General features: G+C 53.3%; 18 protein-coding genes. 8 read left to right on the top strand and 10 right to left on the bottom strand.

Annotated elements, in window-relative coordinates:
• Positions 1-13 precede the first annotated feature (13 nt).
• Genes AC6CHM_RS20835 through dut form a run of 7 tightly spaced genes read right to left on the bottom strand, consistent with a single transcriptional unit; the run spans position 14 to position 4,362 of the window.
• Positions 14-379: a VOC family protein gene (locus AC6CHM_RS20835; RefSeq protein WP_498174574.1), complete on the bottom strand. Its 366-nt coding sequence runs from the start codon at positions 377-379 to the stop codon at positions 14-16.
• A gap of 26 nt (positions 380-405) precedes the next feature.
• The gene (locus AC6CHM_RS20840; protein WP_115054737.1) at positions 406-951 is read right to left on the bottom strand and encodes an SRPBCC domain-containing protein; all 546 of its coding nucleotides are present in this window, start codon (positions 949-951) and stop codon (positions 406-408) included.
• A 1-nt stretch (position 952) separates the two neighbouring features.
• The gene (locus tag AC6CHM_RS20845) at positions 953-1,321 is read right to left on the bottom strand and encodes an ArsR/SmtB family transcription factor (protein WP_115054738.1); all 369 of its coding nucleotides are present in this window, start codon (positions 1,319-1,321) and stop codon (positions 953-955) included.
• A gap of 59 nt (positions 1,322-1,380) precedes the next feature.
• Complete coding sequence (locus tag AC6CHM_RS20850) at positions 1,381-2,385, bottom strand: proline racemase family protein (RefSeq protein WP_440807764.1); 1,005 nt, start codon at positions 2,383-2,385, stop codon at positions 1,381-1,383.
• Complete coding sequence (locus AC6CHM_RS20855; RefSeq protein WP_440807761.1) at positions 2,385-3,038, bottom strand: HAD family hydrolase; 654 nt, start codon at positions 3,036-3,038, stop codon at positions 2,385-2,387. The genes AC6CHM_RS20850 and AC6CHM_RS20855 overlap by 1 nt, the downstream gene beginning before the upstream one ends.
• A 3-nt stretch (positions 3,039-3,041) precedes the next feature.
• Positions 3,042-3,860 (bottom strand): isocitrate lyase/phosphoenolpyruvate mutase family protein, encoded by an 819-nt coding sequence (locus AC6CHM_RS20860; protein WP_115054741.1) that lies wholly within the window; start codon positions 3,858-3,860, stop codon positions 3,042-3,044.
• 16 nt (positions 3,861-3,876) lie between these two features.
• Complete coding sequence (dut, locus tag AC6CHM_RS20865; RefSeq protein ID WP_498174578.1) at positions 3,877-4,362, bottom strand: dUTP diphosphatase; 486 nt, start codon at positions 4,360-4,362, stop codon at positions 3,877-3,879.
• A 154-nt stretch (positions 4,363-4,516) separates the two neighbouring features.
• On the opposite strand from dut, the gene AC6CHM_RS20870 reads away from it, so the two are divergent.
• From AC6CHM_RS20870 to AC6CHM_RS20880, 3 genes are all read left to right on the top strand, one after another.
• On the top strand, positions 4,517-5,326 hold the full coding sequence (locus AC6CHM_RS20870) for a class II glutamine amidotransferase (RefSeq protein WP_307282061.1): 810 nt from the start codon (positions 4,517-4,519) through the stop codon (positions 5,324-5,326).
• Positions 5,327-5,405: 79 nt separating this feature from the next.
• A complete protein-coding gene (locus AC6CHM_RS20875; protein ID WP_115054744.1) occupies positions 5,406-6,995 on the top strand; it encodes a peptide chain release factor 3 in 1,590 nt (529 codons plus the stop codon).
• Between the two features lie 137 nt (positions 6,996-7,132).
• The gene (locus AC6CHM_RS20880; RefSeq protein WP_336440454.1) at positions 7,133-7,510 is read left to right on the top strand and encodes a VOC family protein; all 378 of its coding nucleotides are present in this window, start codon (positions 7,133-7,135) and stop codon (positions 7,508-7,510) included.
• A gap of 85 nt (positions 7,511-7,595) precedes the next feature.
• On the opposite strand, the gene AC6CHM_RS20885 is transcribed toward AC6CHM_RS20880, so the two are convergent.
• Positions 7,596-9,266 carry a long-chain-fatty-acid--CoA ligase gene (locus tag AC6CHM_RS20885; RefSeq protein ID WP_498174581.1) on the bottom strand — a complete coding sequence of 557 codons (1,671 nt, stop codon included), beginning with the start codon at positions 9,264-9,266 and terminating at the stop codon, positions 7,596-7,598.
• Here AC6CHM_RS20885 and AC6CHM_RS20890 point away from each other — a divergent pair.
• Positions 9,265-9,930, top strand: coding sequence for a hypothetical protein (locus AC6CHM_RS20890; RefSeq protein ID WP_498174583.1), 666 nt, complete (start codon positions 9,265-9,267; stop codon positions 9,928-9,930). The two genes, AC6CHM_RS20885 and AC6CHM_RS20890, sit on opposite strands and share 2 nt — an antisense overlap.
• Positions 9,931-10,162: 232 nt before the next feature.
• Complete coding sequence (locus AC6CHM_RS20895; protein WP_336440452.1) at positions 10,163-11,794, top strand: Na+/H+ antiporter; 1,632 nt, start codon at positions 10,163-10,165, stop codon at positions 11,792-11,794.
• Here the strand turns inward: AC6CHM_RS20895 and AC6CHM_RS20900 are convergent.
• Both AC6CHM_RS20900 and AC6CHM_RS20905 read right to left on the bottom strand, forming a co-directional pair.
• Complete coding sequence (locus tag AC6CHM_RS20900) at positions 11,785-13,398, bottom strand: GMC family oxidoreductase (RefSeq protein ID WP_498174585.1); 1,614 nt, start codon at positions 13,396-13,398, stop codon at positions 11,785-11,787. The genes AC6CHM_RS20895 and AC6CHM_RS20900 overlap by 10 nt on opposite strands.
• Before the next feature lie 108 nt (positions 13,399-13,506).
• The gene (locus AC6CHM_RS20905; protein WP_115054748.1) at positions 13,507-13,950 is read right to left on the bottom strand and encodes an SRPBCC family protein; all 444 of its coding nucleotides are present in this window, start codon (positions 13,948-13,950) and stop codon (positions 13,507-13,509) included.
• A gap of 155 nt (positions 13,951-14,105) precedes the next feature.
• On the opposite strand from AC6CHM_RS20905, the gene pgi reads away from it, so the two are divergent.
• From pgi to AC6CHM_RS20920, 3 genes are read left to right on the top strand one after another with little or no spacing between them, the layout of a single operon-like run.
• A complete protein-coding gene (pgi, locus tag AC6CHM_RS20910; protein ID WP_337354028.1) occupies positions 14,106-15,758 on the top strand; it encodes a glucose-6-phosphate isomerase in 1,653 nt (550 codons plus the stop codon).
• Positions 15,759-15,801: 43 nt separating this feature from the next.
• On the top strand, positions 15,802-16,854 hold the full coding sequence (locus tag AC6CHM_RS20915; protein WP_498174688.1) for a M14 family metallopeptidase: 1,053 nt from the start codon (positions 15,802-15,804) through the stop codon (positions 16,852-16,854).
• Entirely contained in the window at positions 16,854-17,600 is a 747-nt protein-coding gene (locus AC6CHM_RS20920) for an HAD family hydrolase (RefSeq protein ID WP_307286324.1), read from the top strand. The genes AC6CHM_RS20915 and AC6CHM_RS20920 overlap by 1 nt, the downstream gene beginning before the upstream one ends.
• Positions 17,601-17,606: the final 6 nt, after the last annotated feature.

Genomic DNA, 17,606 nt, shown 5'->3' on the forward strand with positions numbered 1-17,606 from the left:
AATTTTGCTCTAGCTACCAGCCTTCGCCCTTTTGCGACACATGATGAATGATCTGGCAAGGGCTGGTGATCCAGAAATCCTTGTGCCCTTCCGGCAATTCTTCGATTTCGTCGCAACGCACGACACCTGCCTCAGCAAGATCTCCGGCGGCAGCGCCGACATTGTCAGCTGCGATTTCCAGCCAAAGCTCGGACTGGCTGAGACCGGGTGCCTTGTCGATCCAAAGCTGATTTGATCCGAAATGAAAGCCCACATAGGGCAGATGGTTCGTCAGTGGCTCCAAACCGATGATGTCCCTGTAGAATGCGACTGTTGCCTCATACTGATGAGGGGGAACCTTCATCGCAATATTGTGGCTTCCCTCATAAGAAGGTCTCATGATTTTCTCTCCCATAAGATGCTTGTTCAATTGCCAATGAGCTGCTGGTATTCCGGCTCAATACGACTGTGGTTTTCCCAGAAATCCTTGACCTGCCGCCCTTCCATATGGGCAATCAGCACCGCGAGATGGACGTGCCAGCCAGCCGCTACGCTGACCATGGAATTTCTGCTTGCAAGGCGTGTATGTGTAATCGTCAGTTGCGTATCATTCCCCAGGGCGGCAAGTTCGAATGTCACCTCCGAAGGTTCGTTTGGCCCATCAGGCCATGTGTAACTGAGGATATGCGGAGGATCATAGCGTGTCACTTTCCCCTTATTCGTATGACCCTCATATTTCTTGTATTCCTCGGGTACGGGATCTTGCGATAGTTCTGAATGGTGAAAGGTCAGTTCCACATCGCCTCCGACGAAGCTGGAGATGGGCCCTCTCGCCAGCCATTTACGCCTCTTGTCCGATTCAGTCAGATAAGCCCACACCCGCTCGACGGGACCCGGCAGCACCCGTTTGATACAAACGGTTCCCGGTGCAGTGACGACGCCGAGGGTATTATTTCCAAGGTGCTCGTTCATTTCATTCTCCTCCTTTCCCGGTTGCAGACTTTGATGCTGCGGCATCTTCCTGGCGTAGGATAGCTTCAAGATCATCAAGCCTTGCGGTCCAGAATTTCTCATAAGTGCTTAACCATTGTTGCGCCTGCGCGAGCTTGGCAGCTTCAAGTTGGCAGATATGGGTTCTGCCTTCGATGCGCCGTCGAACGAGGCCGGCACTCTCCAGAACCTTGATATGTTTCGATGCCCCTGCCAGGGACATCTGAAAGGGCGTTGCCAGATCGCTGACAGAATGTTCGCCCGCTGTAAGTCGCTGCAATATCGCCCGCCGTGTCGGGTCGGAAAGCGCATGAAATACAGCGTCGAGATGTGATGTATGAAATTCAACCATGTGGTTTAGTATCACGGCAATAAAAGATAGTCAACCATATGGTTTACTATTTAGAATCTTCAGGAAATAAGGAATCCAGTTCCGAGCGGATCGCCATCTTCAACGATGAATTCGGCCATACCGCTGTAATAAGCATGCCCGGAAACACGCGCGGTTATTGCATCAAACTGCCCCGCCTTCGTCGTGGTCTCAACAAAACCCGCAAAGCGCGAGCCGACAATGCTTTCGAATATCCGGGCTGTGCCCTTAACAATCTGCCCCTTGGCGTGCATTGCCGCAAGCCTGGCCGTAACACCCGATCCTGTCGGGGAACGGTCCAGCTGTGCGTCAGCGAAGATGCAGACGTTTTTCGTCGGCGCTTCATTCCACTCATCGGCACCATCGGTTAAAATCGAACCGTAAAGGAATGCCAAATCCTTGTGATCGGGATGATCAAGCGGGACTGCTTCTTTCACGGCCTCGGTCAGCACTGTGGCAGCATGTTTAAATGCAGAGGCGGCGTCGCGTCCGAATTCGAGGCCGAATTGATGGCAATCGGCGAGAGCATAAAAAGCGCCGCCATAGGCCACATCAAAACTGATCTTGCCGAAATCCGGAACGTCGACGATCTGGTCGCTTGCAAAAAGGAAGGCCGGAACGCTTTCGAACGAGACGCTGCCAGACTTTCCGTCACGAACTTCCACGGAAGCGACGACCATACCGCAAGGGCATTCGATGCGAACGGTGGTTACTGGCTCCACCTTGGCCACGAGACCATAGTCAACGGCATAACGGCCAAGCGCAATGATGGCGTGGCCACACATGGTAGAATAACCCTCATTGTGCATGAACAGCACAGCGAGGTCGGCATCGGGAAGATCGGTATCAACCAGCAACGCGCCATACATATCGAAATGACCGCGTGGTTCGAACATCAATATCTTCCGCAGATGATCGAGCCGATCTCGAACATAGGCCCGCTTGCTTAGAATGGTTCCCTTTGGCAGCTTGGGATAGCCATCAATAATGATACGCAGAGGTTCGCCACCCGTGTGCATATCAATCACTTTCAGGGGACTATTCATCAGCTGATTTCCAGCAAGGCAGGAAGTTTTCGCATGTCGTCAAAGAGTATGCCGCCTGCTGCAGCCAGGCCTTCATGATCGGCATGCTCATCGCCGCAATAGGAAAATACGCGCATGCCCGCTGCTATCCCGGCCACCGTTCCTGCCACACTGTCTTCAATCACGACAGCCTGGCTCGGATCATACCCCATCTTGGCAGCAGCATGGAGAAACAGGTCAGGGAAGGGCTTTCCGCGCGCAACCATTGATGCGCTGTAAAGAACATTTTCGAAATGATCAATCAGCCCGGTTTTGCCGAGTGTGATGTGCATTTTCTCCACATTGGCGGAGGATGCAACGCAATAGGGAAGCCCCGCGTCCTTAACAGCAGCAATAACACTCTCGATATGGGGGATGGCCTCTACATTCTCGAAAATAACGGGAATAGCTTGATACCAACGTTCGACAAAATCATCGCCTAATGAATAGCCCAAGGCCTCGACCTTCTCCTGAACCGCCCGCATCGGCATGCCGGTATAGGTTTTGCGGAGTTCGGAAAAGCTGGTTTTAAAACCGGCTTCCCCAAGCATCTTGACCAGATGATGATTGCCGACGGTTTCGGTATCAACAAGCACGCCGTCACAATCGAAAATCACCAGGTCTGGACGGGCCATACTTCAGACTTCCTTGGTTGCACCCTGTGAGAAGAGCTGTTGTAAATTGCCAAATGTTACGCCTGTTGTGCCGAATTCAAATGTACCCTTGTCGAGCACCTGTCGGGCAGCGTCGTGGATAGCACTGAACGCAGCTGTCGTGAGCCTTGGTCCAAGCGAAATCCGCTTCACGCCGGCCGCCGCCAGCTCGCTAACTGTCAGCGAAGGAGGAGCCAAAACGCTCAACGGCTTGGAGACTGAATCGCAAAGAATTTTGATACTCTCAAGGTCGGAAATACCCGGGGCGAAAAGGACATCCGCTCCCGCTTCCTCAAATGCCTGAAGACGCTTGATCGTGTCATCCAGATCATTTTGTCCCCGCAAGAAGTTTTCGGCACGCGCGGTAAAGACGAAATCGCGCTTCAAAGCACGGGCTGCCTCAGCGGCTGCGGCAACCCTTTCGACGGCATGGGAAAACTCATAGACGGGCTTGTCGGGATCCCCGGAGAAATCTTCAATTGAACAACCTGCCAGCCCTGCAGCTTCCGCTGCAAAGATCGTTTCGGCAGCACTGTCCGCGCTGTCGCCTTTGCCCTTTTCCAGATCGCCGGATACAGGAAGATCCGTGGCGGCAACAAGGTCGCGGCAGTGCTGCATCATGACATCGAATGTTATGGCCCCGTCAGCAAGGCCGCGAGAAAAAGCAAAGCCTGCACTGCTGGTCGCCATTGCCTTGAAGCCAAGTGAAGCAAGAAACTTTGTAGTGCCGGGATCCCATGGATTGGGCATCAGCAACACATCTGGCCCTTGATGCAACAGACGAAATGTTTTGCCTTTATCCATGGTACCCTCCTAATTGCTATGCAGTACCTGTCGAGCCAAATCCGCCAGAGCCACGTGACGTTTCGCTGGCATGCTGTCGCTCCTCAACATTGAGCTGCACAACCGGTGCAAGAACAACCTGCGCAATGCGCATGCCTCGCTCGACGTAGAAATCGTCATCGCCCAGATTGATCAGTATCACTTTTACTTCACCGCGATAATCTGAATCAATCGTACCTGGCGTGTTGAGGCAGGTAATACCATGTTTCAGAGCGAGACCCGAGCGAGGTCTGATTTGCGCCTCATATCCGGCCGGGATTGCGAAGATCAGGCCACTGGGAACCAATGCCCGTTTTCCCGGAAGCAACAGCAATGGTCTGTCTTCCGGAACAGCAGCTCGAAGGTCCATGCCAGCAGAGCCGGATGTTTCGTAGGCGGGCAGGTCCAGCCCCTTGGCGTGGTCAAGGCGGACCAGGCCGAGTGCAGGGTTTTTCGGGTGAGCGGAATCGATTTTCTGTGACATGAAGAGACCTTTTTCACCAGTCAGCGCACACCGTCAACTGACAAGATGCGCTGGGCCCATTGTTTGCACATAATCTGCTATTATCCCAGCAGCGTGCTGGCGATTCGCACAAGTGCAGTTACAGATAATATTATGTTACGAAATCGGGTGATTCATGTGCCGTTGGGCTGCCTATCTTGGACCTGAACTGTTTCTTGAAGATGTTATTGCCTCTCCCTGCCATTCGCTGATTGCGCAAAGCCATGATGCGCACGAGGCCAAAACGCGTACCAATGGTGATGGTTTTGGCGTGGCCTGGTATGGTGCGCGTGACGAACCTGGGCTTTACCGCGATATTCTCCCCGCATGGTCCGATCAGAACTTGCGGAGTCTTTCCCGTCAGATCAAGTCGCATCTTTTCCTGGCTCACGTTCGGGCATCGACCGGCGGGGTGACTAGCCGTATGAATTGCCATCCTTTCGTTTCGGGAAAATGGAGCTTCATGCATAACGGGCAGATTGGCCATTTTGACAGGCTGCGACGTGGTTTGGAGTCTCGTCTGGATGACTCAATTTATGCGCAGAAACTGGGTTCGACAGATTCCGAACTGATATTCTTGCTCATGCTGCAACATGGCCTTGATCAGCATCCCGCGCAGTCTCTTGCTGCAACGGTCAATACAATCAAAGCCGAAGCGGAGCGTATCGGCGTCCCCGCCTTTATCCGGCTGACAGCAGCCTTTTCCGATGGACAGCATCTCTATGCGGTCCGCTATGCAACAGATCGCTTTGCGCCGTCCCTTTATACCGCAACGCTTTCGCCAAATGCGGGTTTATGCGTTGTTTCTGAGCCTCTTGACGGTGAAGCAGGCAATTGGATGCCGGTTCCTCCGAACAGTTTCGTGACTGTCAAAGATACCAAACGCATTGCCATTGAGCCGTTCATGATTGCAGATGAATTCACGCCTGCGCTGGAAAGCGTTTGACCTATTGGAATTGAAGGTCGACGGGAAAGACTGGGGCTGATAGAAGGCGCCAACCTTTCCTTTAGTTTTGAGCCGATTTATGTCTTCTGCTGACCATCCTGTTTCCAAACGTCGTACATTCGCGATTATCGCGCATCCTGACGCCGGTAAAACCACGCTGACCGAAAAGCTGTTGCTTTTTGGTGGAGCCATTCAGCTTGCGGGTGAGGTCAAGGCGAAGAAAGATCGCATCCAAACGCGCTCGGACTGGATGAATATCGAGCGCGATCGCGGTATTTCTGTTGTGACATCCGTCATGACATTCGAATACAAGGATTGCATTTTCAATCTGCTCGATACGCCGGGTCACGAAGACTTTGCCGACGATACCTATCGTACCCTCACGGCGGTAGACAGCGCGGTCATGGTGATTGACGCCGCCAAAGGTATTGAGGCGCGCACGCTCAAGCTTTTTGAAGTTTGCCGCATGCGCGATATCCCGATTGTCACTTTCATCAACAAGATGGACCGTGAAAGCCGCGATCCTTATGAGATCCTTGATGAGATTGAGCAGAAGCTCGCCTTGGATACAGCACCGATCACATGGCCGATAGGACGAGGCAAGAGCTTCGCCGGAACGTATAATCTTCAGAACAATACGGTTCGCCAGCGGGATTCGGAAGAGACTCCGCGCCCCGTCAATGGACCGGAATCCTCCGGCGCAGCCGGTCTCCTGCCCGAAAATGAGCGTCAGGCGTGGATCGACGAAGTAACGCTGGCGCGTGATGCCTGCAACCCATTCGATCTTAAGGCATTTCGCGAAGGCCATATGACGCCCGTTTACTTTGGATCCGCATTGCGCAATTACGGCGTCCGCGATCTCATTGAAGCCTTCTGTGATTTTGGTCCGAGCCCCCGTGCACAGGATGCCGATACGCGCCGGGTCGAAGCCACGGAAGAAAAGATGACAGGTTTCGTGTTCAAGATTCAAGCCAATATGGATCCCAATCACCGTGACCGGATCGCGTTTCTGCGCGTTTGCTCGGGCAAGCTTTCACGTGGCATGAAGGCAAAGCTTGTGCGCACCGGTAAGCCGATGGGCCTTTCGGCGCCTCAATTTTTCTTTGCCCGTAGTCGCCAGATTGCCGATGAGGCATGGGCCGGCGATGTAGTCGGCATCCCAAACCATGGCACATTGCGTATTGGCGATACGCTGACGGAAGGCGAAGATTTGCTTTTCCGCGGTGTTCCAAACTTTGCACCGGAAATCCTGCGTCGCGTGCGGCTGGATGATGCAATGAAAGCCAAAAAGCTGCGCGAAGCGCTCCAGCAGATGGCGGAGGAGGGGGTGGTTCAGCTCTTCCTGCCTGATGATGGTTCTCCCGCTATTGTTGGTGTTGTCGGCGCCCTGCAGATCGACGTTTTGACCGAACGTCTAAAGGTGGAATACACCTTGCCTGTAGGCTTTGAGCCAGCACGCTTTACTGTTGCGCGCTGGATTTCTGCCGATGATCCCGCTGAGCTTCAGCGTTTCATCAATGGTCATCGCGCCGATATCGCGCATGATCTGGACAATGATCCAGTATTCCTTGCGCAAAATTCCTTCTCGCTTTCCTATGAAGCGGAGCGTTGGAAGGCGATCCGTTTCGCGGCGATCAAGGATTATCAGGTGCGCGACAAGGTGGCCTGAAGCTCTTTCCAGTAATAGATTGCCGTATTATAGGAACTGCGTGGGCACCGTCTCATGATCTTTTGGGAAAGTTACAGCCATCGCTTCGCCACTGTGCATGAGTGATGGAATGTGCTTTCGATATTTGAGGTTATGAAATGAATGACAAGTCCACCAACGCTGTTCACTTCGGGCGTATTGCAGCCGTGCTTCCGGTCAAGGACATGGTCCGCGCACATGATTTTTATACGCGGGTGTTTGGCTTCACCAAGACGTTCGAAAACGGAAATCCCGTCGGGTTTATGATTCTGAAGCGCGAGAGTGCCGAGCTGCACTTAAGTTTGCAGAAAGATTATGACGCACCACCGTTCAATGTGGCGCATATCATAGTAGACGATGCTGATGCTCTTCACGCAATTTGCCAGCGGGAAGGGCTACGTATCATCAAAGGACTGCGCGACCACGATTATGGTCTCAGGTCCTTCGTTTTTGAAGACAGGGACGGCAACAGAATTGATGTAGGGCAGCCCGCATAAAATAAGGGAGGGTCGAAGCAATTCCTGGAAAAGCGTGTTGCGGTTTTCCGATCGCAATTGCATAAAAGAGGCCCTCCCTTTGTTTTTAGTCCCGCAATTCGCGGCGCAAAATCTTGCCGACATTGCTCTTGGGCAGTTCATCCCGGAATTCGACCACGCGCGGACGTTTGTAATTTGTAAGGCGTTCGGCGCAGAATGCTTTCACAGCCTCTTCGGTCAACGTCTTGTCCTTGCGCACGATATAAAGCTTCACGGCTTCACCGGAATGCTCATTGGCGATTGCTACGGCAGCAGCCTCGGCAATACCTGGATGTTCCATGGCCACTTCTTCGATTTCGTTCGGATAAACATTGAAACCAGAGACAAGGATCATATCTTTTTTGCGATCGACGATCTTCGTGTAGCCACGCTCGTCCATATAACCCATATCGCCGGAGCGGAAAAATCCATCCGCAGTCATGACCTTGGCGGTCTCGTCCGGACGGTTCCAATAACCTGCCATGATCTGCGGTCCGCGGATGCAAATTTCGCCAACTTCCAGCAAGGGCAGTTCCTTGCCATCATCATCGCGTATGGAAAAATCCGTCGATGGCATGGGCATGCCAATTGTGCCGGAGAATTCTTTTGCATCAAGCGGATTGGCCGAGGCAACGGGTGAAGTTTCGGAAAGCCCGTAACCTTCGATCATCAGGCTGCCGGTCAACTCCTGCCAGCGATCCGCAACCGGCCTTTGCATGGCCATGCCGCCGCTGAACGACATTCTGAGTTCCTTGAAGTCTAGCTTGCGGAATTCTTCATTGTTCATGAGACCATTGAAGAGGGTACTCAGCCCAGGAAAGAAATGAAATTTGTGCTTCTGCAGCACTTTGACGAATGCGGGGATATCCCTTGGATTCGGGATAAGAATATTCAGACCACCCTGCTTGATACCGATCATCGCATTCACGGTAAGCGCGAAAATATGATAGAGCGGCAGCGCGCAGACATAAACAATGCTGTCGGGTTTGCCTTTGGCCCTGAAGCCAACATCACACCACAGACTCATCTGCTCTATATTGGAAAGAATATTGCTGTGGGTGAGAGTCGCGCCTTTTGAAATGCCGGTTGTGCCGCCTGTATATTGCAGGAAAGCAGTGTCGGAGCTTTTGACATCAACCGGCTTGAGGGACATGGAAGCGCCCTTTGCCAATGCTGTCTTGAAAGGGATGTGTCCAGGCAATGACCATGCTGGAACCATCTTCTTTACGCGCCTTACAACCAGATTTACCAGATGGCCTTTCAGGCCCATCATGTCGCCCATAGCGGTAACAACGACATGTTGCACAGAGGTTTTGGTGACGACTTTCTGCAGCGTGGCAGCAAAATTTTCGAGAACAATGATGGCCTTGGCACCGCTATCCTTCAACTGGTATTCCAGCTCGCGCGGCGTATAAAGCGGGTTGACGTTAACAACGATTAGTCCGGCTTGCAAAATACCGGCGATCACAATCGGGTATTGCAAGACATTCGGCATCATGATCGCGACACGGTCGCCTTTGACCAGTCCGCGAGATTGCAGCCAGGCCGCAATGGAGCGGGAGTGTTTGTCGAGCTCCCCATAACTCATGCTTTTGCCCATGCAATTAAATGCAGACTTGTTGCTGAATTTTTTGAAAGCATCCTCAAAGAATGCGCCGAGCGATTGATGAGGCAGGTCCGGAATGTCCGCCGGGACACCCTCGGGATAGTGTTTCACCCACATTTTTGGCGTTGGCATGATCGGCTTATTGGTTGCCGCTGCCGGTTTGCTCTCAGCTGTTGTCTTGGGTGGAGGCGCTTTGGCCGTTGCTTTGCTTGCGGTAGCCACTTTTTTGGCTGTTTTCGGCTTCGCAGCAGATGGGGTGGTTGGTTCTTTTTTAGTGGTGGGCGTCGCTGATATCTTTTTTGCCGGGGCTTTTGCGGGTGTGGCTGGTTCTACCGATTTACTTTCAGCAGATTTCTTGGCTGCAGGCGCTTTGGCCGTCACTTTGCTGGCTGGCACTGCTTTTGCGGCAGTTTTCGGCTTTGCAGCAGGCGTGATAGCTGGTTCTTTTTTAGTGGCCGGTGCTTTGGATATGTTTTTAGCTGGCGTTTTTGCGGGTGTGGCTGGTTTTACAGCTGCAGCTACCGGTTTGCTTTCAGCAGAGCTCTGGGAGGCAGGCGCTTTCGCCGTTGCTTTGTTGGCAGCAGCCATTTTTGCAGTCGTAGCCGGTTTAGCAGCAACCGCAGCTTTCTTGGTGGATATTGCTTGCGCGCTGGCTACAGCCTCTTTGACATTTCCGGAGGATTTCTTTGCTGCAGATGGTGCCGTTTTTTTGGTTGCGATCTTGGACGCCGCAATCTTAGACTTTGTTACCGGATTCGCCTGTTTAGCCACATTAACCTCCCAGTTAGTTTTTTAGCTTGGTATCTTTCCCCTACACCATGCTACTCAACAATCTCTCCTATGGCGAGAGCCATACTGTTGCAAGCAATTACATTAACGTAAACGTAAAAAATCTTATTCATCATAGTTTCAATGTAACGCTCCATTTCTTTCATTTGGCCACATCTCGGCACAAAGTTGCCAAGGTTCACCTCGACAAAGCACCGGCACTTCTCTCTCCTGAATATAAGCCCGAAACAGGATTCGCCGTGGAAACGATTACCATTGTCCTTTTGATGCTGCTGGCGGTTGTTGTCAGTGACAGTATTGTGCGTGTGTTGCCTTTGCCGGTGCCGCTGCCATTGGTACAGATTGGTCTGGGCGCGGCGATCGCCTCGGTTGCCAAAGTCCGCGTCGAACTTGATCCCGATATTTTCTTTCTGCTGTTTTTGCCGCCACTATTGTTTCTGGATGGATGGCGCATACCCAAGGAAGGACTGTTCAGGGATAAGGGCATCATTCTGGAGATGGCGCTGGGGCTTGTAATCTTCACTGTTCTTGGCGTCGGTTTTCTGGTTCACTGGATGATACCGTCTGTACCATTGCCCGTTGCCTTTGCCCTGGCGGCAATCGTGTCGCCGACGGACCCGATTGCTGTTTCGGCAATTGCCGCCCGTGTGCCCATTCCGTCCCGAATGATGCATATACTTGAGGGCGAGTCACTGCTGAACGATGCGTCAGGGCTCGTTTGCATGCGCTTTGCGGTAGCAGCCATGTTGACTGGCACATTTTCATTCTCGGCAGCATTTTTCACGTTCCTGTGGCTCGCCTTTGCAGGCATTGCCATAGGCATTGGCGTCACGATTGGCGTCACGCGTGGCAAAGCGTTTCTCACACGGCGACTGGGTGAGGAAAGCGGCTCGCAGATACTTATCAGTCTGCTCATCCCCTTCGGCGCCTATCTTCTTGCCGAGCACGTTCATGCGTCGGGAATTCTTGCGGCAGTGGCTGCAGGCATCACGATGAGCTACGCAGAAAGCTCCAGTCAGTCGCTGGCAGTCACGCGGGTGAGGCGCACGGCGGTCTGGGATACCGCGCAATTTGCCGCCAATGGTGCCATCTTCGTTCTGCTTGGTGAACAGCTTCCAAGCATATTCTGGGGCGCGGTTAAAAACGTTCACGCAAACGGATACAGCTATTGGTGGTTGCCAGTCTATGTAGGCGTTATTTTTGCGGCTCTCGTTGGGCTTCGTTTCTTGTGGGTATGGGCCTCATGGCGTTATGCGCTTTCACGCCGTTCCGACGGTCAGCAGACAGTTGTCAGGCCAAGTTGGCAGCTTGTGGCCACAATGTCATTCGCCGGTGTGCGCGGTGCAATCACCCTTGCCGGTATTCTGACATTGCCACTTTTCCTGAACGATGGAAGTCTCTTTCCAGCCCGTGATCTCGTTATTTTCCTGGCCGCCGGTGTGATTATTCTGTCGCTGGTTGCGGCAAGCATATGCTTGCCAAAACTGCTCAAAAACATCGATCTCCCAGCGGAGGATTCACACCAGAAGGAAGAAGATTACGCACGTATTGCCGCCGCCGAAGCAGCGATTATGGCTATTGAAAAAGCCCAGCACGATTTGGCGGCAGGGCGTGCCGATGCCGATATTTTTACGGACGTCGCAACCCGCATCATGGAGCTTTACCGCAAGCGCATCGATGGCCGGATGCATCTTGGTGAAGAGCGTGAATTGACGGCTCTCAGCGAAGAGATTGAAAAGCGGCTACGCATTACCGCGCTTAAAGCGGAGCGGCAGGAAATCTATCGACTGGTTCGGGCTCGGCGGCTGGAAAGCACGATTGCCAGTAAAATGGTGCGCGATATTGATATGATGGAGGCGCGCTATGGATGATCTTCCAAAATCATCTGCGCGCCTTTCGCTCCGACCATCATTGCCGCAGCATTCGTATTGCCGGAAATGATGTTCGGAAATATCGAGCAATCAATAACACGCAGGCCAGATAGTCCATGAACGTTCAAGCGCGGGTCAACGACTGATCGGGACGGATCAGGCCCCATTCTGCATGTCGAGACGGGATGATAAACTGTCCCGCTACGTTTGCGAAAATCTTCAATTAGCTCGTCGTCACTGTTGCAATCCGGTCCTGGCAGAAGCTCTTCTTCAATCAGCATGGACATTGTTGGAGTGGCTGCGATTTTTCGCAGGAACTTCACCGCATCCAGCATTTCTGCAACATCATGCTCTGTGGAAAAAGCGTTGGCGATAATTCGCGGCGCATCATGCGCATTATTGGAGCGAATATGAATCGAACCCCTGCTGGTGGGCCGGCAGTTGGAGAGGCCGAGAGAAAAGCCGGGCCATGAATCCGGCGTCAAAATGGGTCGCTCACCATTTTTGGGCACAAGGGTTGAGAATGCCTGAAAATAGAGCTGCATGTTTGCGCGCGGTTGGGAAGGATCGGTCCGAAAAAATCCACCGCCCTGATTCATGCTGATCGATAGCGGCCCCGTTCGGCGCAATAGATATTCCATGCCGGCTACAGCCTTGCCCCACCACGGGCGCAGTATCTGATTGAGCGAGGGTATGTTCGCCCGGTAAGTGTAGTTGATGCCGAGATGATCGCAGAGGTTTTCGCCGACCTGCGGATTATCGTATAGAACCTCTACTCCAAGCGCCTGAAGCCTATTTGCGTCACCAATACCCGACAGCTCAAGCAATTGCGGGGTGTTGACCGAACCGCTGCTCAGGATGACTTCGCGGCCAGCCTTGGCAAGTTCCGTTTTGCCCTTGCGGGTAAATTGCACACCGATAGCGCGCTTCCCATCAAATATGATCCGCGTCGCCATTGCTTGCGTAAGCACCGTCACGTTTCGGCGCTTCATCGCCGGTCGCAGAAATGCCTTGGCGGCTGACATGCGCCGACCACCTTTGGTCGTGAGCTGGAAAGGTCCTACGCCCTCCTGCGCTGCGCCATTAAAGTCGGGGTTGTAAGAAAGACCCGCTTCCTGTGCTGCCGCGATCATCCTGTTAGCCAGAGGATGGAAGAGCCTGGAGCAATCGGTAACATGCAAGGGACCATCGCTTCCCAGGCTGGTTGCCGGGCCGTCATGGTGCTCAAGGGAACGGAAGATTGGTGCCACGTCCGCATAACCCCAGCCCGGATTTCCGGTATCGCGCCATTCGTCGAAATCTTCCGGTGCGCCGCGCACATACACCATTGCGTTAATAGAGCTTGATCCGCCGAGCACCTTGCCACGCGGCCAATAGTCAGCATTGCCGCCGAGGCCGGGGTCTGGTTCGGCGCGATACATCCAGTTGACCGATTTGTCATAGAAGGTTTTGCCGTAGCCAAGCGGCATGCTGATGAAGAATCGCCGGTCAGACCCTCCGGCTTCAAGCACGAGAACGGAGTAACGCCCGTTTTCCGATAGCTTGTTCGCAACGACTGAGCCGGCCGATCCAGACCCGACAATGATGAAATCGTAAATGCGCATGACTGGCTGTCCGGCGCAAAATTGCGCGCCGTCAGCATATCCGCCTTAGCCGATCCTGAGCCAAACGGCTTTCCGCCATGAGCTGTGGAAATTACGACAGCATGGAAGTTATGCGGCAGAAACAGCTTCGTTGAACTTTTCAAAGAAGCGGGTGGCAATTTTGCTCGCCGTCGAAGCAATCAAGCCACTGCCGAATTTTGCGATTTTTCCGCCCACTTGCGCATTCACTGTGTAGATCAGGCGCGTCTCATTTCCATCCTCTACAAGGGCGACATCCGCACCGCCTTTGGCGATACCAGCGATGCTTCCCTTGCCCTCGCAGCTTATCGTATAGGAAAAGGGTGGGTTAAGGTTGCTGAGGTAAATAGCACCGCTGAAACGCGGTTTGATGACACCGAGCCGGACAGCAAGCGTGGCTTCGAGTTCTGTCTCGCTCACCCATTCAAGTTGTTCGCATCCGGGAATGCACGCTTTCAATATGTCCGGATTGTTAAGGGCGTTCCAGACAGTCGCGCGGTTTGCGGCAATCCGTTCTTCACCCGTCAAATCCATATTTGGCATCTCCTGATACATCGCCCGATTTTAGGCATAGCAATCACTTATCGCGGAAAGCCAAGATATTCCACCTTTCGTCGATTGAACTAAAGTCGTTCTAGTGGCAGGTTTGCGCGACATTTGCATGAGACGATTATTTCAGGAGATAGACTATGGCCTCAGAACAAGCGAACAGCATCAAGCGTTCGGTTCAGGCGTTGAAAGCCCATTGGAAGAATGGCGCACCCAGAAACATGCGCGATGCATTTGCCGAGGATAAAAAACGGTATTCCCGATATTCCCTCAATCTTGATGACCTTCTGCTTGATTGGTCGAAATGCCTCGTCAATGATGAAACGCTTGCGCTGCTTGGTGATCTTGCCAAAGCTGCAAATGTTGAAGGCCGTCGCACAGCAATGTTTGCGGGCGAACCCATCAATAATACCGAGGGCCGCGCCGTTCTCCACGTTGCGCTGCGTAACCGTTCAGGCAAACCTGTCAAAGTCGACGGGCAGGATGTCATGCCGGGCATCAGGGACGTGCTTGACCGTATGGCCGTTTTTGCGACCGGTATTCGCTCCGGGGAAATCAAAGGCGCAAAAAACAAGCCGATCACCGATATCGTCAATATAGGCATTGGCGGGTCCGATCTTGGTCCAGCCATGGCAACGCTTGCTTTGTCGCCCTATCACGATGGGCCGAAAGCCCATTTCGTTTCCAACGTTGATGGCGCGGATATAGCCGACACGTTGGCCCGGCTTGAGCCGTCGACAACCCTCTTCATCATTGCCTCCAAGACATTCACGACGATTGAAACAATCACCAATGCCAAGGCGGCCCGTAAATGGATTGCCGATGCTTTGGGTGAGGAGGCTGTCGGTAAGCATTTCGCGGCTGTCTCGACAGCTCTTGAAAAAGTTGATGCGTTCGGGATTCCGGCAGATCGTATTTTCGGCTTCTGGGACTGGGTTGGCGGACGCTATTCAATCTGGTCCGCCATTGGCCTGCCTTTGATGATCGCCATTGGCCCGGAAGATTTCGGTCGGTTCTTGGATGGCGCCCATGCAATGGACGAACATTTCCGCAAGGCAGCGCTTTCGAAGAACCTGCCAATGATGCTTGGTCTCGTCGGGTATTGGCATCGCGCCATCTCCGGTTATACGAGCCGGGCCGTGATCCCCTATGACCAGCGCCTTGCGCGTCTGCCTGCCTATCTCCAACAGCTTGACATGGAATCGAATGGCAAGGGCGTTACCATTGATGGCAAGCCGGTTTCAGGCCCGACAGGACCCGTTGTCTGGGGCGAACCCGGCACCAATGGCCAGCACGCATTCTTCCAGCTTTTGCATCAGGGCACCGATACCATTCCCGTCGAGTTCATTGTCGCTGCCAACGGACATGAGCCGGAACTTGATAATCAGCACCAGATGTTGCTGGCAAATTGCCTGGCACAGTCTGAAGCTTTGATGAAGGGCCGTACGTTGGAAGAGGCCAAGGCACAGCTCGCTGCAAAAAACCTGCCAAAATCAGAAGTCAATCGCATTGCCCCGCATCGCGTATTCACCGGTAATCGTCCATCGATAACGATCATCCACGATAAGCTTGATCCTTATACGCTTGGCCGTCTCATCGCACTTTACGAACACCGGGTCTTTGTCGAAGCGCAGCTCTACGGAATCAATGCATTTGATCAGTGGGGCGTCGAACTTGGCAAGGAATTGGCTACGGAGCTTCTTCCTGTTGTTTCGGGCGAGGTCAGCGCAAAGGACAAGGACGCATCCACGCAAGGACTCGTCGCGCACCTGCGTAAACGCCGCGAAAAATAACAATAGACTACATAGAAGCAGTCAACAGACCAGGAATAGCATGATGAAGACCGAGACAATCCAACTGGCCGGTGATGTGCCGGGCAACAGCATTGAGTTGCGCGTGTTGCGTTTTGAGGGCAAGGATAGGGAGGCAACAAGCGCTTATCTGCAATCGTCCCTCCACGGCTCGGAGCTACCCGGCCAGGCTGCATTGCATTTCCTTATTCCCATGCTGGAAAAAGCTGCCAGGGAAGGGCGTATTGCCGGGAATATAACGGTCATTCCTCAAGCCAACCCGATAGGCTCTGCACAGTGGATGGCACATCAGCATATTGGTCGCTTCGAATTTTTCTCCAGTACGAACTTCAACCGTTCCTTTCCCCTTCTGGAGAATTTTGACACATCATCCTTGCCCGCCATTGATGGTCCGGTGCCACTGGCAGAGCGACTGAAAGCCGAACTTCTGCGTCAGGCACTCCCGCACGAGATTGTCCTCGATTTGCATTGTGACGATGAAAGCGAAAGCTACCTCTACATCCACCAGGCGTTTTTGCCGGAAATGTATGATCTGGCGTCCGCCCTCGGCTCTACCGCTATTCTTTCGTGGGACAGCACCGCCGATGCAGCTTTTGAAGAAGCTTGCGCGCATCCGGTGCTCCAACTGCCGAAAACAGGACAGAAAACCCGAGCCGTCACCACAGTGGAGTTTCGTGGCCTCAGTGATGTCAATATCGATACTGGAAAGTCTGATGCGGAAGGTCTTTACAAGTTCCTTGTTCATCGCGGCGTCATCGTCGATACGAGTATTGCACTGACGGTAGATTTCAACGGACCTGTCACGCCGCTTGAAAATGTCGAGATGATCAGAGCTCCTCAAGGCGGGATGATCCTGTTCCATGTCGATATTGGTGCTCAAGTGAAGGCGGGTGACAAGCTGGTCACTGTTGTGACCGTGCCGGGGGATCCCGCCGGTGATATAATATTGACCGCTCCACAGGCTGGCCGAGTTCTGACAAGGCGCGGCCATCGCTATACCCGCCGTGGCGACGATCTCCTGAAACTTCTTGGCAGCAGACGTTCTGAAAATGCCAAGCCCGGCTCGCTGGAATCATGATGCGAACCACCCAGTCTAACGAGATACGCGGTATTCTGTTCGACAAGGATGGAACGCTGGTCGATTTCAATAAAACGTGGTTTGGCATCACCATGGAACTAGCGCACATGGCCGCCAAGGGTGATGAAACCCGCGCGAAGGCTCTCGTTGAGGCTGGGGGATATGATTGGGAGATGCAAAAGTTCCGCGGTGGCTCAGTGGTCGCTGCGGGAACCATCAATGATGTTGTCGATCTGTGGCATCCCGAGCTTTCTCTCGAAGAGAAACGGCAATGTATTCGTGACTATGATCATTATACAGTTCAGGAAGGCTCGCGCCGCGCTGTCGGAATCGATGGATTGCACGCAACGCTCGAAGCTCTTGTCGCTCGGGGTTTCGTGCTTGGCATAGCAACCAATGATTCTGAAGCAGGCGCTCGCGCTACAGCTGAAGCCTTGGGGCTATCACCGCTTTTCTCGGCAATCATAGGATATGACTCCGTTGCCCGCGCCAAGCCGCATGCAGACCAGCTTCACCTCTTTGCCGCGAAAACCGGCCTGCCAGTCGAAGCGATTGCCATGGTGGGTGACAATTCCCACGATCTGGAAATGGCCCATGCCGCTGGAGCGGGACTTGCCATAGGCGTCCTGTCAGGAAACAGCACATTGGATGACCTTGCCCACCTCAGTGACGCGATCCTTGGCTCGATTGCAGAGTTGCCCGAGTTTCTGGAAAAGCGTGCCAATGCGGTATTCGTGCCAGATTGATATGAT

The organism is Phyllobacterium sp. GQ127, assembly GCF_059758635.1.